The organism is Roseburia sp. AF22-2LB, from assembly GCF_003461125.1.
Taxonomy (GTDB): domain Bacteria; phylum Bacillota; class Clostridia; order Lachnospirales; family Lachnospiraceae; genus Roseburia_C; species Roseburia_C amylophila.
Genome location: NZ_QTWM01000005.1, coordinates 149,356 through 172,809, shown reverse-complemented (window position 1 = coordinate 172,809; position 23,454 = coordinate 149,356). Strand labels below are relative to the sequence as shown.

Below are 23,454 nucleotides of genomic sequence, written 5' to 3'. Positions count from 1 at the left end.
AGCAGCCAATAAAACTGCTACGCTTAAAAGTCTAACTTTTTGGGGTCACATCATCCATCTAACTGGTCCTTTTTTAGTTGTTCTTCTCTTTCACGAAGCTTGACTAAAGACTTAGCATAAATTGTTCTCTTCTTGTCTAATGGATCAACATATACATAAGAGTATCTTCCGTCGCCTTTTCTGTAACCCTCACCCTTTCTTAATACTCTACCTTTGCCGTCTTTTCTACAAGCCATCTTTCTCTCCTTTCTGGAGAAAAGAGCCTATTCTACTTTTTAGACTGATGTTTCATCTGTAACTCAACACCTAATCTAATCAATTGCGAAATGGATAGATTATGAGATTCAGCATACTCAACCATTATCTGGTATTCCTCTTCTTTGAATTTAACAGTAACCTTATGATCGAAAGGTTTTTCTGCTTTTGGTCTTCCAGTTCTTGCCATCTGTATGCCTCCTTCATATCTTGTCTATATTATGCTTTTGGTCTGACCAAAAGTCAATGCATTTTTTCTTTTCAGGCTCATTTTTCTCCATACTTGTTCGTATTTCTTCTATAATAAATACGTCATTTCCCATTGCTACTTATAAAACTCGTCATCTACGATATGAAATGTCTCCAGATATTCGTCAATGATATCTAAGTTCACAAGTACAAGCTGATTTACCTTATAACAGGCTTTTGCATCTTTTGCCAGTTGCATAAACTTGGATGTACTCATTGAATACATTTCTGCACCTTCCGAGTATCTGACAAATCTTTTATTATTTGTCTTTTTAGTTCTGCTGTCCATTTGCCAATTCCTCCATTACCATCTTACGAGCTACAGGTAACAGATCAAACTGTCTTATCAACGCTCTGTCTATTTCTTCTCTTATGCCAGAATCCTCTATAACAGAACCGCTCTTAGCTCTAATGCAGCTCTTAGATATTGTTTGTGCATCTTCAGGCATAAAATCCGACATTGCACTTATTCCAAATCCACTCACATCTTTTGGATTAAGAATTACATGCACCGGTATATCCTTTAGCTTTGTACTTAATGGCACTACCGAAACCTGCGGTGCTCCGTCGTGATTGCTTGCATCACACGAAATAATCACTCCCGGTCTGATTCCTCCCTGTATTCCATGAGGATTTCTGCCAAAGTCTGCATATACCACATCAAACTTTTTATACTTTCCATATCTTTTCTTATGGTTATCTCTGTTCATTCTCATGACTAAGCCACCTCCTTAATATGCATATCTAATCTGCCCTCATCGACAGTGACTACAATGCCACCAGCTTCAATAATTAAACCAACCTTGTAATAAGCATCTGCCATACTGCTAGATACTGCTGCCATATTAGCAACAATTACGCCATCAATTCGTTTTTTACGAATCATATTAGCAATTTGCATCCACTGGCGATTAACATCTCTCTGTGAAAATCCGTTGCGTCTTATCTTTCCTACAATAGCATATCCGCTCTTCCTTACATGATCATGTATATATCTGCTCTGCTTATCCTCAAGCATATTTACTTTTTCCAATGGTGCCTGCACAGAAAGAAACTCTATGCAGTCAATCTTTTTTATCTGTCTTCTCATATTACGCCTCCTATGCAGACTTCAATGCCTGCTCTATCATATAGTTGAATGTATCCTTCAGATACTTCTGCTTATCCACAGGTAATCTGTTAAGTTTTGATTCTAACGAATCCGGTGTGGTTTCTATCGCCAGCAAGGTATTGGCATCTGTTTCGTACAGATCCATAAGCTTGTACAAATTTTTCATGCTTAAATTTCTTCCGCCTTGCTCTACTTGTCCAAGTGTCGAAACACTTATTCCGGTTTTGCTGGCAACCTCTTCAATAAGAAGCCCCTTGTCCTTACGAATGTCACGAATCACCGGTCCGATTTTATAGCCTTCACACTTCATTATCGTGTCCTCCAATGCCTTGTGCCATTTCTCTGATCATCTCAACTGCTGCATCTTCTGTCTCATACTGTCCAATCCACTTCCCACTCGAATCATGTACAACCGTTTCAAATGCAGTCTGTGTAAATCTACAATCCTTCACAGCCGGGACTTTTCTATCCCGACCGGAATGATTTCCTGTTGTCGCTCTACCAAAGGACTCCGTTAGCATCCAAAGTCCTCTGCATGAGATACAGTAATTGGCACCGGACCGACTGCAAGAGAATAGAGCCATATGCCCATATCTGTGATGCTCTTTACAAATTCTTCCAAATCATAAATATCGTCTGTGATCTCATTCAAGCTTCTGACTACTACAACCTCAAAATCTTCCTCTTTAAGTGTTGCAAAGAAAGCATTCAGTGCTTCTCTGTCATAGTCTCTTGTCATTGAGCGGTCACAATACACATCATTGATGATTACTCCATTTGGCAATGCCTGATCACGCATATGCTCGACCATCTGAACTACATTAATTTCTGCTCTGCGGGACTTTGCAAATGCAATTCCCTTAGCAAGCTCCTGATTCTCTGTTTCATTGTTTCCTACTACATTAAAGTTTCTCTTATTCATTTTGCTGTCTCCTTTACGTCTTCGTATTGGAGAGTTTTGGCGCCTCCACTCTCGTGGTGTGCTGTTCCTTAGCACATTTATATTGTAACTTGCCCCACTCTAATTGCCGACCGTGTACAGGCGACAGTTATGTCGTGTAAACACGACATTAATTTGAACAAAACATAATTTAATCAGTTATTTGAACATTTTTTAAAGCTCTCATCATCGCCAGACACTGTTGAATTTGAAGTTCACTCATATTTGAAAGAACATTAATTGATTCCGATATTAATGAAACTTTTGTATTCTCAGTTTTTCCATGCATAATATACTGTTCTGACACATCCAAAGATGAGACCAGACGCTCTAAAGTTTGAACCTTAAATTCACCACCATTTTCAATAGCAGATAACGCCTGTCGGCCAATTCCTATACGGTCTGCTAATTCATCCTGAGTTAATCCCAATTCTTTTCGCCTATCAGCTATACGTGTTCCTCTATCATAATCTTTAGCCTTTCCAGCCATCTGGTCTCACCTCCTTCCTTTTTTCATTAAAAAACGCCCAACGAAAATATACTTGTAACCTGCATTACAAACATATCTTCGTCAGGCGTTGGTAGCTATAGAATCCTATGCTCCGATTTGCTCTGTACGATTCTCTTCTATAATTTTTTATTACTTGATGCTCGACCATCATGGAGGGAAACTGCCACAACAACCTTGCATAAGGGACATTTTATTGAGACGATGCCCTTCGATCCTCGCAATAAATCAAACAATCGCTTGTTCTTACAGCAAGGACAGGCAACGTGAATGTACTCATCTTCCACACTTGCACCTCCTCTTGCGACGTAAGGCAACTGTTATTCTCCTGCTAAGATAGCATAATCAAATTATAGAACATATGTTTTGTTCTTGCAAGTATTATTTTTTCTATTTTTGAAACTTTCAAACTACAAAAAGCCGAAGTAGAACTCACGCATTGTCAAATGCATGTGTACTACTCCGGCTTTGTTTTCTTACAATATATATCTAAGAACTAGCTCGTCCAAGTATATAATATTCTATTTATTTGTCATATATCTATCCAGACATTCTCTTACTTGACTGCCAAGCGCATCTATATCAATGTAATCAAGATGCCCATGTCTTCCGTATATCAGAACAGCTTTTCCATCTCTAACACCAGGAGTCCCAATAAAAAAGCCATTTTCGGTACCTCCATGAGTATATATTTTATCCTGTAAAGTAACATCTTCCATATACAATAGAATCCCTCCTTACATCTCCGCAGCATCAATCTTACTTGATACTGCGGAAAGAATTGCTCCCCACTGGGATTCTAAATTATCAAACAATAATCTATTATTTTCTGTATCTTTCATTGCTGCTCTTGCCTTCACATAACTTAAAATCAAAAGCATAATAGCATCTCTTGCCTTGGTTTTATCTACCGAATCATCAGCCGAATCCGCCTTAAGAACTTCTCCGCACAATGGTTCAATCACTTTTTGATAATATGGATGATTTGTATTTAATTTGATTACCATTTTATCTCCTAGTAATGTTTCTGTTTCAAAAAGAACCGATGCGGGATATGCAACCGTAAGAATCGAATACATATTATTATTAATTGCTTGCTTACGTGCTTCTCTTGAAGCTTCTGTTTCTCCTGTACTTCCTGCTGTTTCATCCAAAATCTTTTCAATTCTATCAGCCTCTTCCTCCTGAGTCATGTTATTTCTCGTCTGATTCATTGGAAGAACATCATCTAAATCCGTCATAATCTCAGCTACATTATCAAAATGATTTTTAGCTTGATTTTGCTTTGCTTTCTCAGCCGAACGATCTTCTTTAATACGCTTTCTGAGAGATATAATTGCCCCCGTCAGCTCTGATTTCAACCTATCTTTAAGTGCTCCAATTGGCTCTGCCCCTCTTTTGATATATCTAACCTGAAAACACTCATCTAGCTCCGGAGGAAATGAGATTTCGCATCCCCACCATCTATCATTATCCTGATAAGAGAATTGTCCCCTTTTCTGTCCAATCAGGTATGGAATCTTATCATAAAGGACCTCTCTATTAGCTCTTAATATTGAAACACCCTCATTCTGGTCTATCTTTCTCCTTTTTGCATCAATATTACCTCCATCTCCAATGTTTGCTCTCCATTCCAGAGGTAACAATGATAGCTTAATACGAATTGTTGCCTTTTCACCCGGCTTTCCCGGTACATCCCAATCAAATGCATACTCGCTATACAACTGTGCTTTTGGATCCTGAGATTCCTTTGTATCAAACTGTGTGGGGCCTGCCATATACAATGGATCATGCAAGTAAACAATTCTGTTATCTAAATAAATTTTCAAACCAGTTTCGATGAACTTTCTATAAGTCCTTCCCAGATAGTTAGCAATGAGACCATTAAATTCATTTGGATCAATTCTTCTTCCCGTTCCATCCATACGATCACAATTAGAAAGGATTACCAGTGTTCCCGTATTTTCCTCAAAGAACTCTTTGTATTTATCTGGTATCTCTTTTGGGATTGGTGTAGATATAGTGGTTTTTCCTGCCTTTATCTCATCAAGATCAATGTATGTATAGAAGAATTCATCTGTTTCTTCATCCCTGGAATACACTTCTATTTTTCTGGAAAGAGATATTCCTCCCAACGTCATGCCAACTCCAAATTTACCTATACCCAACCTTCCATTTCTATGATCTCTCATAGAGCATCCTAACTTCAAGCACTGTGATAATATATGCTCGTTCATTCCTATGCCATTATCTGCTACCGCAATACTTACAATTTCCTCAGCTTGTCTCTTTCCAATCTTTACTGCTTGTTTTTCAAAATCAATTCTAATTTCTCTCGCACCAGCCTCGACTGCATTATCAACGATTTCTCCTAATCCGTTTTCTACAGAATAATCATTGTAACGTAGTGATTCATACATATGCGATACATCAATTAAATCTGTACCTGCTTCGTTTGCGAATTTTTCGCTCATTATTTCTGTTGACATATAAATGCCCTCCTTGATTGTATTTTCGGACATAGAAAAAAACCTTGCATCAGTTACGATGAAAGGTCTCATTTATATCATTATACAATATACCAACGGAATTTATATGAAAGTAAAGCAAATCTATAGAACTATAAACTATCCCTATAAATGAACACAATACTTTTCAAATATTCAATTTACGTACACCGTCCTGATATCTTTTATTCCCACAGCATATACCATGAGACTTTCCATCTTGTCCGATTCTTATGTTAAATCATATCTCATATTTTCTGTAATGTCAAGTTGTATCTATTCATTTTTATTCGTATCCATTCGCACAGATACTTATTAGTATAATTTAGCACCCGCTGGAATCTGATCATCAACCATAACTAAGTGGAGCTTCTCTTCGCCATTTACATCATTATATACTGCTGATAAAAGCATTCCGCAAGATTCTATTCCCATCATTGCTCTTGGTGGAAGATTTGTAATAGCAACCAACGTCTTGCCAACAAGTTCCTCTGGTTCATAGAACATATGAATACCCGAAAGAATTGTACGATCTGTACCCGTTCCATCATCCAATGTAAACTGTAATAACTTCTTACTTTTCTTTACCGCAATACACTCCTTAACCTTTACGACACGAAAATCTGACTTACTAAAAGTCTCAAAATCAACCTGCTCTTCAAACAATGGTTCAATTTCTACATAGGTATCTATCAATTTCTGTACATAAGGACAAGTAGTTGCAACTTTTTTATTCTGAACTTTAATTTCAGCAACTGCCGCTTCAACTAATTTTCCTGCAATTCCCTGTCCTCTTAAGGCTTCATCAACTTCTACATGTTCAATAGTGCATACACCTTCCCCTGTCTCAGAATATGTAATCTCAGCTACAACCATACCTTCCTCGTTTGTCGCATAAATTCTATTTGTCTCTTTAATAAATTCCATCTTTTTTATTCTCCTTGCTTATGCTGTAACCTTTTTTCTTAATGTCAGTCTGCATTACTAATGCTTATGCAAATAATTCATAATCTGTACCGAGCTTACTTCCTGCTCTATTTCTCTGCTTTCAAATAGTAAAAGTATATATTACGGATTCAATCGGTTAAATTATCGGTTGAAATCGGTTGAATTTGACCATATTAAACCAATCATAATCCCTATTTTATAGTAATTTGAAGTATTGATTGGTTTAATAATCGGTTTAAGCACAGTAAACTAAACCAATCCTAAACCGATTAATCTTTTAATATCCAGTTAGCTTTACGCTGGTTTTCTCCATCCTTTTCAATAATATTCTTATTTTTTAAGGCAGTTAATAAGTTGTGAACCTTATGTTTCTTTTGGTCATCAGACAATGAATCTGGTAACTTGTCCCATAACAATTTGTTAATTTCTTTTCTATTTGCTTTTGAATATTGTTTTAGATACTCAATAATCAATGTCTTATAATACTGATCATCCAAGCCTTTATTTTTAATATAACCTGCTTGATCCTCAATACTTTTTGCAACTGATGCTGACAAATATAGGCTTCCAAGTCTTCCCTCTACAAGTTTTAATGCTCGTAACCTATCAGCATCCTTCTTCTCAATTTGAACACCTTTTTGGACTCTATCAAGCAAAAATGCATCTTGTAAATTTAATTCTGGATGATCATACAAAATATGCATATAATTATCATCCAAGGTCTTGCCATAAACTGTTACTTCCACTTGAACTCCTGATGAAAAATCATAATCTGGCATTGGAAAATACTTTGCTTTCTGAATGTTATAAGCCCGTCTAATTCCAAGCGTTGCCGTATCAATCATATGAAAAGCTACCATTGCCTCTGCTAATAGCTGATTACGATAAAATGGCGGATTATAACTAACTTCCAAAACATTCTCTATTTTCTGAGGAATAAAATCTCCCGGATTAGTAATCTTAATTTTGTCATCAAATTCGTTTACATAAATTCTACCGCCTAATTGATAATTTGAATGAGCAATACTGTTATTTAAAAGCTCTCTCATCAACCAACTATCATACTGTTCTGTTTCCATAGGAAATAACGTCATTTGATTTGGCATATACCGATATGTCAGATTTCTTACCTTTGCAAATACCTTATCAACAACATTGATAAACGGAATCTTAAAAATTGCATAATCCTTGTCTGTTCCATCCACACCATAGAGACGCCACATAATACTTGGAGCGGCTGTGAATAAATAGTCAAAATCAGAATTTCCCAGCAAAAGCATTGCAGCATTTGTAACCTTGCCACCTATTAACAGCTTCATCTTCGTCAAAAACTGTTCATCTGACATGCCGTCAACTTCTTTAGAAATTGGTTCTTGTGCCATCTTCTCCTTGTACTTTTCACGAGCTAACTGAATCGCACCTTGGTCCAGATTGTCGATAGTTGCACCTTCTATAATCTGTTTAGACCAGTCTTTTCTTTCTTGCGATCTGATTGCATCAATCTTATACTGCTTTAGAGGTACAAGACTTTCTCCAGATCTTTCATAGTAATTGGTCTTCCAATCTGTTGGGATACCTGTTGCTGCAGCGGGTATCTTAAACATCAACACACGCAGTTCTTTTCCATTTACAACTGGCAACAACTCAATAATATCGTAGAATGTCATACCATTGGTTGTGTCTCTTGCAATTTCATATTTGAATTTTTCAAGAAGACTTTTGTCACCTTTCTTATAAGCAGTTCCTACAACATGTTTAACCTTATCCTTTTCACTTACGCCAAACACAAGCCAGCCATACTGCTGATTTCTAAGATTCGCTTCATTGCTAATTGCCGAAAAGTACCGTCCAATTTTATCTGTATCATAGCCACCTTTTGCCTCTTTGAATTCTACAATTTCATGCTCCCAGCGCTCCATTAAATCCTCTAATATCTCATAGTATTCAACATTATTCACATTTTTATCATAGCCAAAAAATTTCACCTGCTCACCTTCCTTCAAATTTATACTGTAAGACTTCATATGCTCATTAACTTCCAATCAACGCCACCTAATATAATCTAATGTATATTTTTCAGAATGTACTCTACTTTTGTAAACATTACCCAATCCAAGCTCATTAGAAATCTCATTCAATCTAACAATATCATTTTTAGAACAATTTATACCGGCAACAATTCGACTTGTTCTAAGTCCTAAATTGCTTACTGGTATATTAATTCCTATATCGTTATCTAAAGGATAAACTATGCGATATTCCTTCTCATATTCCCACGACTTTGCTTTGATAAATAAGTTCTGTAAAAATAAGGTTGAATAGAACTCTGCTTGTTCCCTTTGCCCTAAAATAATGGCTTTCTTGATAGCATCTCTATATTGAAATATTAATAACGCTACTTTGATCCTTTCTGGCTCATATAATACTTCATGTATGCAATCCTTTTTGATTACTTCGTATTCGACACAAAATCCCTTATGGTTATTTGTATAATAAGCCCACATTGGTAAATAATCAATACTATTAGCTGACAGACATGTTATACCATAATCACTAAAATCGAATAATTGCTGATAATAATCTATGATATCATTGCTATATCCTGCATTAAGTAGCTTATTTCTATCAAGCAGCATCCCCTTATACTCGTATGGATCATTCAAATAATCTTTTTGTGCAAACCATATCTCATTTCTTCCTAATGAAAGAAATTTCTTATGATCAGATTCTGAGCCATCAAGCCATATAAATTTTACTAATCTATCTGGAATAGTAGAAAACCTAACAGCTTTAGCCTCACCCATTTTGCCATCAAAAAGAAGTTGTAAATACTCATCTATTTTCAATAGTCATCCTCCAAAACATCAAATTATAAATTATCTATTGCTTATATATCTTATCAACCTCAGTTTCATAAACCGATTCAGTATGAGTATCAAACAGTACCCATTCCACCAAATCAAAGCTGCCCGGATTAGCCTGCCGGAATCTATTTACTGTATGTACTGCAATCTTTGCTGCCTACTAACTCAGCCGGAAAACCATATGCTCCCGTTGATATGGAAGGAAATTCAATAGACCTTATTCCATTATCCATTGCCAGCTTCATAGAATTAAAATATCAGCCTTTTCCTTTGGAGATTTTTATGCTTTTTCATATTCAGTTTTTCAATAGTAACACCATTCTGAATATCTCGCGAAATATGCTCCTCATAGCCTGCTTCTCGCTTATACACAATATTGCAAAACTCTTCATATTCTGTTTTTGGAGCAACCGCTTGTACTATTGCAAACAGCTTTTTGCAAATGCTACTCTTTTCATCTGCATTCGGTATTCTATGATCATGCAGTTTAAAGTTCTAATCTTCTACTTGAATCAATCTGTCTTATTCTAAATTCTTTGTTGGATACTTATCATCAACTTTTTTTAAAATAGCATTAAGCCACTGTTGTTTTCTATCTCTCAGCACATCGCTTGACCGAAACATCTCAGAAACTTCCAACTGATGTAGTTTGCTTATCATCTTCTCCAAGGATTCCTCTGTCATGTCCGTATAGTATCTACCATTCCTAATTTCCTGACATGTTCCATATTTAAAAGAAACATAGACAATTCCATTTTTATTTAAAAACTTCTCTGCCTTTAATAAAAATATCTGTATTTCAGATAATGCTAAATGCAAAAGTGAAGCACAACACCATATACCATCATATTGCTCATGAAAAGAATACTCTTGAATTAGAGCCGTCTCAACCGGCATACCTAAATACCGAGAAGCTCTTTTGCTAATTTCTTCTGAGCCATCGAATGCAGTGACTTGATATCCTTTATTGATAAAATATTTTGCATCTCTTCCAGAGCCGCAGCCCACATCTAAAATATGACCACCTGGTTTAACATACTTACAGAACTTTTTTTCAATATCTGTAAAGTCGCAATTTATTGTTTCATCCACATATCTATCCGCATTTTTTGCATAATACAGCATAGTTTCAGCTGTTGTATTTTTCATATATTCTATCAGCCTCTCTATACATTACTTCTGGATTTTCTAAGAATTCTGATACTATTTCTTTTTGCAATTTCGTACCCTGCATTCCACTTAAATTTGTGGCTGGATCCAAGCAACATATTCTTGCAGATTGCATCCTAATTCCTGCGTAATTCCTAAACGTATCTGAAACGGGTAATCCAGTCTCCGCCTCTTCTCTTTTCCTTAGAAAATCACTAATCCTATGATAAGATTCATCAATATCTTCCGTAGATAAATTTTTGGTTTTAAAGTATTCTGTCACAAGAATGATAACTTCTTCTCTTACCCATTTACGTTGTTGGTGTTTTTCTTTGCTCATACTGTACTCCTCCATTGTTCGGATTCCACACCTTATTATATCCATTAACAGCTGCCCATTTATAAGCATATGTAAGAACACGTTCCTTGTAATTAACTAAATCTGACACTTGTCTCTCAACGATTATTTTTTTATTCCGTTCTTGCAAAGCATAAAGGAATGTCTCTTCTGGAAGTTTATCATTTTTCTGGCGATTACAATGAGGGCACGATAAGACGAGATTCCACAGCATATCATCTTTGATAAATGACCATGGTATAAAGTGATCCACATCAATCTTGTCAGGCTTAAGAAGTTTTCCACAATAAAAACAATTATGCATCTCAAACTCATTAAATAACAGGTTCCTGTAGTATATTAAATTATTACGCTTAGCACTTTCATCAATTTTATCTAATAAGCGAACTGTATCTTTCTCCTCATTAACACGTTCTAGAAATCTAGCCCATTCATAATAATTTAATTTTTCAATGACAACCTTATGTTTGCATACAAACTCATACATTATTGGATTGAACTGAATATACTCTTCCTTTTTTGAAAAAGAGTAAAACATTCTTTTTGTATCTTCAAAAAGTGCTCCAACGACATACTTTTTACATTTCATTTTAACCTGATGAGATATATCTATCATCATATCCACCGTTAATGATTCATAGGGTATAGTTTCCACAATGTTGTACTTATTCGCAGCACAATACAATACTTGCTCCAGATATGATTGACGATTATCATTGGTTGATGCCTTTTGCTTTAAACCATGTTTTAAAATCAAATTCCAGTATATCTCTCCGAACTTACTAAATACTTGATCAAATGTAAGTTTTAAATTCTCATCAACATTATATAAATTATCTAATAGTGCTTTCAGGAAACCATATTTATAGCTTGTATCGTTTCTGGATTTAGCAGAAAATACACAACTCAATGCTGACCACATATCATCGTCGGACATTATACATTTTATATATTCCCCTTCCTTTAAATCAAATCCTGCCATTCTTTTTCCTCACAATAGATATTCACTACTCAAAATTATCAAAATCGTACAGTTCATCATCCATCAGCTTTTCTTCCTCAAGCGAAAATTCATCACAATTGGAAAATATTCGTCACCATCGCCACTAACACGAATTTCCACATTTAACATGCTTCTCTTCTTTAATTATATTAACTGCTCCATATTCTTCAATGATGCTTTCACTATTCAATGGTATGTAAACTGTTTTTAAAGCATATTCGCCAAACATTTGCAAGTTATTATCCTCAGAATGTAAAATCACCTGTCTTCCGTCTGCTGTTTCAATATCACTCTCAACACAAGCTCTTACCAATAATTCCAACAGTCTTAAAGATATTTGTTCTTCATCTGTTTCTAATAACTTGAAAATCAAATATGTTTTTAGCTGTACTTGCTCTGATGTTACTAACAAAGACATTTTAATCACACCATCCTCTTGACATGCTTTAGTAATAGCACTTCCAATAAAACCTTCTCTTGGTGCATCCTTTATAACTTTTAATAATACATCATCCTCTTCAACAATATCATTTAGTAATAGTCGCACAACATCATTCGCAGAATCATAATCTACTTTATCAATAAAATAAATAAGCGCCATTACACCAATCTTAAATGGATTCCCATTTATAGACTTTCCATATGCTTTTTTAGGATACTCTCCTTTTGAAGAAATATCCCCATCATACACAGATATTGCATTGATATTTTTATCATCAAGAATATCATATACTTTATCCGTAATTTGTTCCCCCTTAGCTATCAGAATATCTGCAAAATCGTATATATCCTGTGAAATAGTTCTATTTTGCAAATACTTTCTTACATAAGAAGTCATTCGCCAGTCTTGATATTTAGTTTTCATTTCAATAGCATCAGATGCCTTTTCCGAAAAACACAAATCTCTGCACTTTTGTTTTATTGTCTGCAACTCATCTTTCAAGTAATCAGAGTTCTTTGTTCTGCTATCCCCAATTATTCTTGATTCTGTTCCCATTGGGATTACATTACTATATTTATCTGCTGCACTCTCTAGTTTAGTTATCACATTAATATAGGTATCTGCTCCGAACTTATCATATATTTGTCGAAGCAAAACTTTAACTTTTATTTCATCAAATTCGTAGTTATGTTCTAAGTAATATTTATTTTTAAAACTAGCTCTATTTACAATCCCCATATTCTGCGGCAAAATTTCATTAATGATTATTCGTCCCAAAGAAGTTTCTTCTTTATAATCAAATCCATTTGTGGTATGGCAATGTATCGTAATTTTTTCATTTAATGATAAGCACTTATTTTCATAGGCACAATATGCCTCTCCCTGACTGATTACCATTCTATTGTTATCTGCAACAATTTTAGACATCTGAACCAGCCATCGAATTGTAAATTCACTTGGTTTTAATTGTATATCGTCAGTAAAATCCGATAATACTTGATTTCTTATACCAAATTTTTTTAGTGATTCCTCGGATGCATCATCAGATAGTTGTGCAAACACTTTTATGTTTTTTGTATATTCGTACTCCAGCCCCCACATTCGATATATTGCTGGATTTACTGTAAAGCAACTATTACTCGTTATACAAATATTAAGTGCAGTAATAAATGAACTTGGCGTTGTTACCAATACAACAAATGTCTTCTCAAGATCATTTAATGCATCTAAAACCGCATCATTTATGGTTTTTTCTTTATCCTTTTTTGCTTCAAAACCTTCATCCTTATATTTATCTAAATATTTAAAAGCACCTTTTATGTTCGTTACCTTTCCATATGAATTATTAACCATCTGAGCTGCTATAAATGGCTTAAATAATTCTTTCACCACAAATTCAGGCACTCCTAAATAACCAATTTTAATTCTACTATCTACAATGATTTGACCTGAAGCAGAATAATCTACATAACGATTTATCTTACATTGTCTTCTATTAATCAATGATTCAGTTAATACTTTTTCATAATCTTCTTTTTCCAACTTGGAATCAAATAAAGCATCGACAGCCACTTGCACCATACGTTTTTGTGAACGCAATACCACTTCAGGAGCAGACATATCGAGAAATCTATGTAAAAGTCTATTTCTGTCAATTATAACTTTATATCTGCCATTTAGATCTGATGAGTATTTTTTTCCATTAAATTCAACAATCGGTCTTAACCCTGCTGGTAGAACTAAAATTCTAGATGTAATCATCCACTCCGGCATGTTACCTGACTTGATAAAGCATTCAATAACTTCTTTTCTATGCAAATAAGGTTGTGCTAAATAACCGTAACTAATCTCTAAAATCTCATTTATTTTATTCAGTTCTTCATTTAAATCTATATTTCGTAGGATATGCTTAATTGCTTCTGTTCCCCGATAAAAAGTAAATGTTGGTTCTTTTTGTTCTACCAACGCCTTCATTTTATTCTCATACGACCAATATTCTTCTGCATCTACAGGAAGATCCATTAAAACAATTTGCTCAACATACTTCTGAGGCAAATCTAATACGGTAGCTAATATAGATGGTTCTCCATAGAAATATTGTGGCAAAACAACATTACAATCAAGCTCAATATGGCCAAATCTTTCTCGCCTTACATTAGAAGTAGTAACTTCTACCCCACAACTATCACATATTACTCCAGCAAAATATTTCTTATTATATTTTCCGCAGCGACACTCCCAATCTTTCATTGGTCCAAATATTCTTTCAGAAAATAGCCCATCGCTTGCCGGATGATTATCTTTATAATTTAATGTTTCCGATGTTTTTACTTCCCCTGATGAAAGTTCATATACACGCTCCGGTGAAAGCATATTAATCTTCATATGAAATTGTTCTCGGATACCTGTATTTTCCTCGACTAACATATCGCCCATAGCCTTCTCCATTCTGTGTATTTAGTATTCTCTCAGTAATTCATAAAGAATATCTGAGTCTTCGTTAAGTCTATCATCCTCTTCATTATCAATCTCTTCTGCATATTCCTGCATTTTCGCATCTGTTTTGATAAATTCAGATGCCTGCATCGCCTTATCAAGCAATTCGAAAGAATCAAACTGCCTTGATACAATGTAGGATAATTCTCTAGTCAGCTTTATGAAATTAAAATTAAGTTCTTCTGCTTCCTCTTTAACATCACTCCACCAACGATGTCTAAATATTGACAGCTGAACAACAATGGACATATAAACTGTATACGAATATCTCGAATTCTTCTTACACACACTATAAGAAGAGAAATCTTTTATCCTAGAAATATCCGAGATCCAATAAGTAAAATGATAATCTCTACCAGGAAATCGACTTATATACCGACTAGCAAACATTAATTTGTTCTCATTCTGAAATATAATGAAATTATTCCCTTTAAATGCCTTGTTTATAATTTTTATAATAGCACCTATATACGTTTCATCTGTATAATGTTCCTCATCAATATCAATTAGATAAAAATCGAACATATCTTTACATCTAGATGAAAATACATTCCCTACATTTTCAGCTAATTGTATTTCATTAGATGAGAAAGTTTCATCCATAGAACCCGATGTAAAAATCAAATCGTCAAAATTGGTTCTTACCATTATTTCTTGTTCATAGCCTAGGCTTTTTAATAGTTGAGACGCTACTTTTTCAGAATCTTGATATCTCATCCTATTTGAAATTGTCTCTTCAATTTTTTTATCATCCAAATAATAGCGCCACATCGTATCACCTTCTCTATTCGTCTACTTCTTCTAAACTCTGGATTTCCTCGAGATAATCTTTCGTAAACGAATGAATTCTCTCTAAATAGTCATCTTCGGTTGTACACTTTTCAACAAATTCTTCATGCAAAATTTCTAATCCACCAAAGAAATATTTTTCAAACAATTGTAAATTTTCCTTGATTCTTGCCACATTCTCAGGGATTTCATTTCCTTCGTCGTCAAATTCCTCTAACTGAAACGCATTTTCAATACGTTCTTCTTCAGATAGAGTTCTTTCTTTTTCTAACAGCATAGCCACCTGATACAAGTACACTAATTTATCGTGATTTTTGTTCATGATACCCGTCAGCATACCAGCTTCATCTTTATTATCAGGATCATTAAGAGTTCCTAAACGTCCATATCTAATTCCCAATGCTATTGCAGTTTTATAACAATCCATATATGTATTAAATATTTTGAAATTGTCTTTTTTATAATCTTCCGGATTTTCATCTTTTCGAATCTGTCTTTTGCACAAATCCTTCCAATATGTTGCATAAATACCTGTTACTTTATAATCTTTATCAAACATATTATCCCTCCAACATCTTGACATGAGTTGCTGTCTCTTTTTCTTTGCCTGCAACATCAATATCTTTACAAATCATATAGCTCTTACCTAAATACTGTTCCATTTCAGCACGGGCAGATTCCCAATGTTCTTTCATAACTGCTATGATAACCTGATCTGCAGTTTCCGGAATAATCGTACAAATATTTTTTATATGTGTTCCGTCAATATTAGAAAACGGAGCATCAATTACAAGTGGAAACTCTGTCACCTCCACTAAATCACTTGATTCCATATCTTCTTTCGCTAATTCTATTAATCCCGAAATAAACGAAAGGTTCTTAACAGCTTTTAAGCCATCGGATTCATCAAGTTTTTCTAAATATTGAACCTGATACTTTCCGTTAATCATAATAGTTCTAGTGCCATGATAAACTCGATTGAAAACAGAATTTACCTTTAACTCAAGCTGGGATCTGACTGTCGATTCTTTCATCATGTATTCTTCATTAAATTCAGAATATAATGCTTGAGCATAAGCAAGATATCTTCTCAATCTCGAATTAGTCTTGTCATTCTTTAGGTATTGGGTAATTGTTTTATCACAATTTGATATCTCTTTTTTAATCGAACCTTGTAACTCATATTTTCTTCTAAGTTCGCTATTTTTCTGTTCTAGCATTCTTACGGCAGCATTATACTCTTCATTTAATTTTTTTACATCAACATCATTTTGACCAATATTTTTATCAAGTTCTTGCTTTTCTTCTCTTCGATAGCCCAACTGTTTTCTTGACATTCTATAACTTTTATATTGACTATCAACAGCTAAGAAGTAGCCATCCGACGATTCTGTGAATCTTGTAGTATCTCCCTTAAATCGCCTTGCTAAAGAACCAATATTTTCCGGTGGCATTTTCTTACGTTCAGCTAATAAACATTGATGTGCTGCTGAACCAACAGATATCTGCGTACCGCACACACACACCTTTATTAATTATATAGTCAATAGATGCCTGCGTCATATTAGGTACTGTCTCAACATCGTTAGAATGTTTTTCCATCAATTCAACCACTTTTCCCTTTAATGGTCTCAAGAAAAATGCATAGGCATTAGGTGAATTAAACGCGCTTACAACATTTACTTTTGCAGAATTAGTATCCCTTTCAAGGTCCATCAGAAGTCTTTCTAATTGTTCTCTTCTCTTTTGATCATCAATTGCCGCCTGGTTCTTTTTTATATTAGCCGCACATTCCATCTTTTGATTATCATAAAATGAAATGGCATCTTTTAAATCATCTATTTCTTTATCTATCGCTTCTAGTTGCTTCTGTTTTGTTTCCTTCGTGCTTTGCGCATTTTCAACATCAACATTTCCAGATTTTTTAAGCGATCCATTATAATCATTTACAATCTTTCTAAGATGACGTCTCGAATTTTCTAATATATCAATGCCCATTAATCCTCGTACTGAACTTTTCAAATCTGCATTATCTGTAATTGCACCTAATCGCTCTCCTGTTACGAAGAAATATGGAGATAAGTCTTCCGGCAAGATACCATCAATAACTGTTCTTACTAATCCAGGATCAACAGAAGAAATTGTTTGGCCATCACTTCCCAATCTTTCTATAGTTCCCTTCATTTGTCCTGATTCTGATATATTATTAGTTATATTTCCAGTGGAATCGTAATCTTTTTTTACACATATATATTTTTGTGTTCGAGTTATCTTATATCTAACATCGCAAAAACCATCATCCGTCTGTTCTCTATTTCGCAAAATAATTGTGACAATGACATCTTGAGTTTCAGACTCTTCCATTTGCTTTGCCACTTCATCATTTAGCAATATTGGATTATCAAATCCATTTTTACGATATAAGCACCATTCAAATGCTCGTATCAAAGTTGTCTTTCCTGATGTGTTATCACCTACTAAGACGGTAACTCTCTTATTTTCATCTGTAGAAAATTCGATTGTCTGCGTTCCAATATACTGTCTGAAGTTATGTAATGTAATACTTTCAATTTTCATTCCGCATTAACCATCCCTTCCAGCTTTTTTTTGATTTCGTTTGGCATCATATCATCACCAATCTTTTTTGTACGTGCATCTTCTTTTTCCATTTTTTCAACAATCTTCTTCATTGTCTTTAAAATACTCTGGTTCATATCCATGTCGTCAGTTTCAAAGTTCATAATCTACCTCCTGATTCTTGATCATATCCAAACCATATGCTACTGTAATTTCTTTTATCAGCTTGTCCGTTTCCTGCGGATTCTGTGAAATATACCCAAACTCCTTCATTCTTGCAATTTCACGTCTTGCAAGCGATATTTCGGATTTATTATCCTCATATGCATCCACTTCGTTTAACGGTCTTGGTAAAGTAACAAAATCATATATTACAGCATAATCCTTTCCCGGATATTTTCTAAGTACTCTACCTCGTCTCTGAATATATTCCTTTGGATTAGTACTACTTGCTAATATAAAAGCAGTTTTGATACTCGGAATATTTACACCTTCATCCAAACACTTAATTGCGATAAGTGCCTGATACGGATTTGTTTCAGCAAATTGTGCTTTTATCTCTTCTCTTTCCTTTGCGCTTTCGTTAGATGTAAAATGCCTTACTGCCATGCCTAATTCTAATCCTAACATTTTAGAAATCATAACGATTTGTCGTTCCCCTTCATCGTCAGATTCTGATTCATCTAGTGCAGGATTATATGGTTTTGTTGCTCCACAATAAACTAATATCTGATTGTCATTCACATAATCTTTCATTAATTCTTTCAGTACCGCAATCTTTTCTATTGCTCCAGCAACAATTCTGGATCTCTGAATCAAAAGTGTTTTTGCCGCTTCACTAAGTTCAGCCCTTCCATCCTCATTAAACTTACAAGCTTTTGATATCTTAGCTGAAAGCTCTCGATATTTCTCCAACTCATCATCAGAGAGGCTTACTATGATCGGGTGATAATAATACTTTGTAAGTTTATCTTCATCTATGGCTCTCTTTAAGTCATATTCAATGCATTTATTACCAAAGTAACTGTATAGTGCTTGAGTTCCTTCCTCATCGCCATGTCTTTCCAGCGTAGCCGAAAGTGCTAAACGATACTTGATATCATCGCGTAAATATCTACTTAGTCTCATCGCACCAAAATTATGTGCTTCATCTACTACTATTAGTATGTCTCCCTCTATTTTTCCAATCTGTTCCTGAACATGCTTTGATGTATATGTTGCATTTGTTGTAACCAGGCAAAAAGTATCTTCTATTTCCAAGTTAAAATCAATTACTTCATCCTTTAATCTTTCTTTCCATTTTTTTTGTGGCGATGAAGAAAACGCAATTACTGGCCTAAACCCAAATCTTTCTATGTCTTCAACCCACTGCTCTACTAGATGCTGATAAGGGCATACTATTATAACAGCAAGACGTTTATTATTCTTTAAAAGCCATGTTGCTGCGCCTAATCCTGTAAACGTCTTTCCTGTACCTGTAGCCATATCGAATATTCCTCGATATCCCTGGTTTTCCCACTCTAAAATCGCCTCTTTTTGGTAATCGTAAAGTTCAATATCCTCATTAATTCCGAACTTTACTTCATTTCTTTCACATCTGTATGCATCAGCTAAATTCTTATCTAACTGTGAATCTATTTTTTCAACTTTATATTTCAAGAGCTTTTCTCTTGCAGCCTTCGGAAAATCTATAACATCAAGATTATTTTCTGTGTTGTTCCATATTTTTTCAAAAGCATCTATCTTATCTTGAACTCGTTCCTTCTCATATTCATTCCATGAACAATATACATCAAATGATTCATAATTATTAAAGAAGGCATTAACCGTTTCATTCATTGATCCGGTAAATGCAATATGCGAATCATACATATCTGAAACGATTCCCATTTTTTCATGAAACATCGCTTTACTGCTTAGTTTCTTTGTAAACGCCACCTTTATGTCAAGTCTACTTATACTAATTAAATAAGAAATCCAAGCAAGTCGCTCTTTATCATTAGCATCCTGAGGATCTTTCATCTCTCTAAGTAATGATTTTTCAACTATTTCCCTGCTACTGTATCCCTGTTCAATAGCCTCTATATCTTCTTTATTTAGAATTGGAGATACTATCAATTGTATATGGCCTTCATTTTCAATTAAACCAGAGATTCCTTTTGAAATCTCAACCAATGCTTCTGAAGTAAAAAAGCCAACTGCTCTCCTATACAATATTGCTTCCTTTAAAACTGGTATATAAAACTCTTTGACTACATTATTTTTATATGACCGATACTCTCTCTTTAATGAAAGATCTGTCAGTGCCATTTAATCACCTTCTTTACTGAATCAAATCGTGTTCTAACTCTAAAACATACTGTTCGGCATCTGTATTTTGAGTTTCAATACATACACCGCAATAAGCCTTATCAGTTACAGGCGTCGGAACAACAGAACACTCTATTCCTTGTTCTTTTAACCTTTCCTCCGCTTCAAATACATGACTTGTACTATAAAATACTATGTACATTAATAATCAACCTACCTTCTTAACTGCATCAATTACAGCTTCTACATCTTTCAAAGAATTTTTCCATCCAAGGCTCATTCTCACAATTCCTATTTCTTTTGTATGTAGCGCCTCATGTGCTAATATCGCACAATGGATTCCTCCTCGCGTGCATATTCCATATTTATCAAATGCCTGTACGACTTCATTTGATTTCATCCCATCAATATTAATCCCAACAACGCCTAATCTTTCAAAATCTGCATCATATACAGTAACATTACTTAATCGCTGTAACTCAGTCAGTAATTTTTGCTGTAACTTAAGTTCTTCTGCCTTTACAACCTCTCGGTTTTCGTTTAACCATTTAATTGCTGCGTTTAAAGACCAAATTGCTGGCATATTAAGTGTTCCCGCTTCGTAGCCCTCTGGAAAAACATCCGGATTGATGTACTCATCTCCCAGGACGCCAGTTCCACCTTGAATAAGAGGTTTCCATGTTGGTTTCTCCAAACATACCAGTCCTCCAACCCCTGGCAAAGCTAGCAAGTCCTTATGTCCAGTAAAAGCAAGATAGTCCACCGAATCTTCGACCATATTGATTGTTATTTTTCCAGCGCCTTGAGAAGAATCTACAAATGTTTTTATACCTTTCGCCTTCATAAACTTAAGCAATTCTCTATTAAATACAATTCTTCCAGTCAAGTTACTTGCTAGAGTCATCTCAAACAAAGTCGTATTCTTTCTCACATACTTTTTAAATATTTCCTCTGGTGATAGCAGAAGATCATTTCTATCAATCACTGAATAATCAATAATGCCTTCTTCTTTCATCTTATGAAGAGGTCTCAACACAGCATTATGTTCATAGCAGGTAATTACAACATGAGCTCCCTGTTTCAAAATACCTCTAAAGAATAAATTGATTGCTTCTGTTGAATTCTTCGTAAACACGACATTGGGTTCTGTTATTCCAAAATATCTTCCAACCAGTTTTCTTGTTTGATATAGCATTCTTGATGCTTCTATGCCCAATTGATAGCTACCTCTCCCAGGACTCACACCAATCTCTCTTACATAGTAGTTGAATGCATCATAAACTTCATCTGGTTTATATTTAGTTGTCGCAGCATTATCTAAATAAATCACTTATGATTCCTTCTTTCCTGCAACCTTATCGCAAATAATACATCCATTATAAAATTTTGCAATACACTTTTTGCAATGTTTACACTTAGTTTCATCAATTTTGTATTGTCCATGTATTGTATCTATAGCTCCATACGGACAAACCGAATCGCAGGCAGAGCAACGTATACAGAATTGATATTTTCTTAGCTGACACTTAATTCTGTTCACCAAGTTCGTAACATCTATACGTTCCTCCGGTAATACTTTCACTACATTTGTCCCGAATGTGATAATTAATTCAAAACATTTCCTATATTCCCCAGACTTATCTGTATCATAAACCGAAATATAAGTTGCATCCTTTTTTTCAATTATTTTTAAATCTCCGAGTGGCTTAAATAATTCAATCACATCTTTATTAATTTTTTTCTCAATAATAATATTTCTTGCCTTATCCGATAAATTGCATGCGGTGTCCATAATTGTAACATTCTTAACTTTTAGTCCACTGGCACCTCTTCTAACTTTCCATTTACCTTCCTCATAGTATTCTTCAGGATCTGTTTTATTTGCTCGTTTTGCAAAATCAAGAACCATATCCTTCCATCGCTGCATATCATCTGGATGATAAATTTCAGTCAACATCATCGACCAATCTGAATTATTTGGACAACACCAGCATCCAACTCGCTTATACCCATACTCATAGCATTCATTAATCAGAATATTTTTATATAATATATAAAGCCAGACATCGTAATCAGTCCATTCTATTATCGGCATTGCATTTACCTGCGTCGATATTTTAGAATGTTCTTGTGTTCTCTCGTATCCTTTTCTCGCAGCAGACTCGCTATGCCTAATACCCAAAAATGACAAGCTGTTACCAGGTAAATTTTCCAACTCCTTATTCAAGTTACTTGTTTTGAATATTGTACAGCACCATCTCTCATGTTGACTTGGGGGGCCAAACACTTTACAAAGTTTAAAGAAATCATTTTCTGTTTCACTTGGTATCATCGGAACTTGTGGGTTTTCTATTCGAAATTTATGTTGTACATATTCATACGTTTCTCTAAATTCCAATGTTGTATCTCCAAAAAAGTGAATAACTGAATTATCTTGTAATGCGTCTCTCACAAGCCTGCTTACAACAGTTGAGTCCTTTCCTCCTGAAAATGACACTGTAGGAATATATTTGTTTTCAGCATATTCTCCTGATGAATACTTTGTATAAATGTCTGAGATATATTTTTCTGCCTCATATACAAGACCTTTAATATACGCTTCATTAGCCTTTACCACGCCCATATAAGGAGCATAATCTCTTTCTACTTCAATATTGTCTCTTAACTCCTCAGCATATTTCAAATGCTCTTTGTTTTTATACCACTCTATGTATGGTATTCTCTGAATTTCTCCATCATATAGATATCTACTGGAGCCGAAATACCACACTTTTTTATCTGTCAAATCTTCACCCACAATCTTACTCAATAGCTTTCTTTCTTGAATAAAAACAGGGTTACAAATTGAACCTTCAGATAGTTTTTTCAATTTTCCTTTACATGTTAATTCATGCAATTTCTTATCAAAAATAGGTTCGTTACATTTCTCACACCAGTAGATCATCAAA

General features: G+C 34.6%; 25 protein-coding genes and 4 pseudogenes. All 29 read right to left on the bottom strand.

The genetic code is table 11. From position 1 onward, the window contains the following. Positions 1-53: 53 nt before the first annotated feature. Positions 54-236: pseudogene (locus DWX96_RS09420) on the bottom strand (integrase DNA-binding domain-containing protein); the annotation flags it as partial. Positions 237-268: 32 nt separating this feature from the next. Further along, positions 269-445, bottom strand: coding sequence for a CopG family transcriptional regulator (locus DWX96_RS09415; protein WP_118057335.1), 177 nt, complete (start codon positions 443-445; stop codon positions 269-271). Between the two features lie 135 nt (positions 446-580). Then, on the bottom strand, positions 581-793 hold the full coding sequence (locus DWX96_RS09410; protein ID WP_118057334.1) for a DUF6462 family protein: 213 nt from the start codon (positions 791-793) through the stop codon (positions 581-583). Continuing rightward, positions 777-1,220, bottom strand: coding sequence for a type II toxin-antitoxin system PemK/MazF family toxin (locus DWX96_RS09405; RefSeq protein ID WP_242988775.1), 444 nt, complete (start codon positions 1,218-1,220; stop codon positions 777-779). Before DWX96_RS09405 ends, DWX96_RS09410 begins: the two co-directional genes overlap by 17 nt. Positions 1,221-1,222: 2 nt before the next feature. Continuing rightward, positions 1,223-1,594, bottom strand: a complete 372-nt coding sequence (locus DWX96_RS09400; RefSeq protein WP_118057333.1) for a recombinase family protein — start codon at positions 1,592-1,594, stop codon at positions 1,223-1,225. Between the two features lie 10 nt (positions 1,595-1,604). Next, entirely contained in the window at positions 1,605-1,925 is a 321-nt protein-coding gene (locus tag DWX96_RS09395; protein WP_118057332.1) for a helix-turn-helix domain-containing protein, read from the bottom strand. Beyond that, on the bottom strand, positions 1,915-2,067 hold the full coding sequence (locus DWX96_RS09390; RefSeq protein WP_242988774.1) for a hypothetical protein: 153 nt from the start codon (positions 2,065-2,067) through the stop codon (positions 1,915-1,917). Before DWX96_RS09390 ends, DWX96_RS09395 begins: the two co-directional genes overlap by 11 nt. A gap of 62 nt (positions 2,068-2,129) precedes the next feature. After that, complete coding sequence (locus tag DWX96_RS09385) at positions 2,130-2,537, bottom strand: recombinase family protein (protein WP_118057330.1); 408 nt, start codon at positions 2,535-2,537, stop codon at positions 2,130-2,132. A 169-nt stretch (positions 2,538-2,706) separates the two neighbouring features. Then, the gene (locus DWX96_RS09380; RefSeq protein ID WP_118057329.1) at positions 2,707-3,045 is read right to left on the bottom strand and encodes a helix-turn-helix domain-containing protein; all 339 of its coding nucleotides are present in this window, start codon (positions 3,043-3,045) and stop codon (positions 2,707-2,709) included. Positions 3,046-3,584: 539 nt separating this feature from the next. Next, positions 3,585-3,782, bottom strand: coding sequence for a hypothetical protein (locus DWX96_RS09375; RefSeq protein ID WP_118057328.1), 198 nt, complete (start codon positions 3,780-3,782; stop codon positions 3,585-3,587). Between the two features lie 18 nt (positions 3,783-3,800). Continuing rightward, complete coding sequence (locus DWX96_RS09370) at positions 3,801-5,552, bottom strand: ATP-binding protein (RefSeq protein WP_158561843.1); 1,752 nt, start codon at positions 5,550-5,552, stop codon at positions 3,801-3,803. A gap of 333 nt (positions 5,553-5,885) precedes the next feature. Next, positions 5,886-6,251 (bottom strand): annotated as a pseudogene (locus tag DWX96_RS14970) (hypothetical protein); the annotation flags it as partial. Positions 6,252-6,257: 6 nt separating this feature from the next. Then, positions 6,258-6,497, bottom strand: a pseudogene (locus DWX96_RS14965) (GNAT family N-acetyltransferase); the annotation flags it as partial. Between the two features lie 290 nt (positions 6,498-6,787). Next, positions 6,788-8,560 carry an ATP-binding protein gene (locus DWX96_RS09360; protein ID WP_242988773.1) on the bottom strand — a complete coding sequence of 591 codons (1,773 nt, stop codon included), beginning with the start codon at positions 8,558-8,560 and terminating at the stop codon, positions 6,788-6,790. Then, positions 8,561-9,364: a DUF2971 domain-containing protein gene (locus DWX96_RS09355; protein ID WP_118057325.1), complete on the bottom strand. Its 804-nt coding sequence runs from the start codon at positions 9,362-9,364 to the stop codon at positions 8,561-8,563. A gap of 34 nt (positions 9,365-9,398) precedes the next feature. Further along, a pseudogene (locus DWX96_RS14885) lies at positions 9,399-9,639 on the bottom strand (macro domain-containing protein); the annotation flags it as partial. Between the two features lie 265 nt (positions 9,640-9,904). Continuing rightward, positions 9,905-10,531 (bottom strand): class I SAM-dependent methyltransferase, encoded by a 627-nt coding sequence (locus DWX96_RS09345; protein ID WP_118057324.1) that lies wholly within the window; start codon positions 10,529-10,531, stop codon positions 9,905-9,907. After that, positions 10,512-10,871: a hypothetical protein gene (locus DWX96_RS09340; protein ID WP_118057323.1), complete on the bottom strand. Its 360-nt coding sequence runs from the start codon at positions 10,869-10,871 to the stop codon at positions 10,512-10,514. The genes DWX96_RS09345 and DWX96_RS09340 overlap by 20 nt, the downstream gene beginning before the upstream one ends. Next, the gene (locus DWX96_RS09335) at positions 10,843-11,871 is read right to left on the bottom strand and encodes an HNH endonuclease signature motif containing protein (RefSeq protein ID WP_118057322.1); all 1,029 of its coding nucleotides are present in this window, start codon (positions 11,869-11,871) and stop codon (positions 10,843-10,845) included. Before DWX96_RS09335 ends, DWX96_RS09340 begins: the two co-directional genes overlap by 29 nt. Before the next feature lie 124 nt (positions 11,872-11,995). Further along, positions 11,996-14,770, bottom strand: coding sequence for a hypothetical protein (locus DWX96_RS09330; protein ID WP_158561842.1), 2,775 nt, complete (start codon positions 14,768-14,770; stop codon positions 11,996-11,998). 21 nt (positions 14,771-14,791) lie between these two features. Further along, the gene (locus tag DWX96_RS09325) at positions 14,792-15,601 is read right to left on the bottom strand and encodes a hypothetical protein (RefSeq protein ID WP_118057320.1); all 810 of its coding nucleotides are present in this window, start codon (positions 15,599-15,601) and stop codon (positions 14,792-14,794) included. Between the two features lie 13 nt (positions 15,602-15,614). Further along, positions 15,615-16,178 carry a hypothetical protein gene (locus tag DWX96_RS09320; RefSeq protein ID WP_118057319.1) on the bottom strand — a complete coding sequence of 188 codons (564 nt, stop codon included), beginning with the start codon at positions 16,176-16,178 and terminating at the stop codon, positions 15,615-15,617. 1 nt (position 16,179) lies between these two features. Then, positions 16,180-17,139 (bottom strand): hypothetical protein, encoded by a 960-nt coding sequence (locus DWX96_RS09315; RefSeq protein WP_147337979.1) that lies wholly within the window; start codon positions 17,137-17,139, stop codon positions 16,180-16,182. Next, complete coding sequence (locus tag DWX96_RS09310; protein WP_118057317.1) at positions 17,084-18,196, bottom strand: AAA family ATPase; 1,113 nt, start codon at positions 18,194-18,196, stop codon at positions 17,084-17,086. The genes DWX96_RS09315 and DWX96_RS09310 overlap by 56 nt, the downstream gene beginning before the upstream one ends. After that, positions 18,193-18,360 (bottom strand): hypothetical protein, encoded by a 168-nt coding sequence (locus DWX96_RS14280; protein ID WP_158561841.1) that lies wholly within the window; start codon positions 18,358-18,360, stop codon positions 18,193-18,195. The genes DWX96_RS09310 and DWX96_RS14280 overlap by 4 nt, the downstream gene beginning before the upstream one ends. Then, positions 18,350-20,506: a DEAD/DEAH box helicase family protein gene (locus tag DWX96_RS09305; protein WP_118057316.1), complete on the bottom strand. Its 2,157-nt coding sequence runs from the start codon at positions 20,504-20,506 to the stop codon at positions 18,350-18,352. Before DWX96_RS09305 ends, DWX96_RS14280 begins: the two co-directional genes overlap by 11 nt. Positions 20,507-20,519: 13 nt before the next feature. Beyond that, positions 20,520-20,708, bottom strand: coding sequence for a DUF3343 domain-containing protein (locus DWX96_RS09300; RefSeq protein WP_118057315.1), 189 nt, complete (start codon positions 20,706-20,708; stop codon positions 20,520-20,522). 6 nt (positions 20,709-20,714) lie between these two features. Continuing rightward, on the bottom strand, positions 20,715-21,836 hold the full coding sequence (locus tag DWX96_RS09295; protein ID WP_118057314.1) for an aminotransferase class V-fold PLP-dependent enzyme: 1,122 nt from the start codon (positions 21,834-21,836) through the stop codon (positions 20,715-20,717). Next, positions 21,837-23,450: a phosphoadenosine phosphosulfate reductase domain-containing protein gene (locus tag DWX96_RS09290; RefSeq protein ID WP_118057313.1), complete on the bottom strand. Its 1,614-nt coding sequence runs from the start codon at positions 23,448-23,450 to the stop codon at positions 21,837-21,839. Positions 23,451-23,454: the final 4 nt, after the last annotated feature.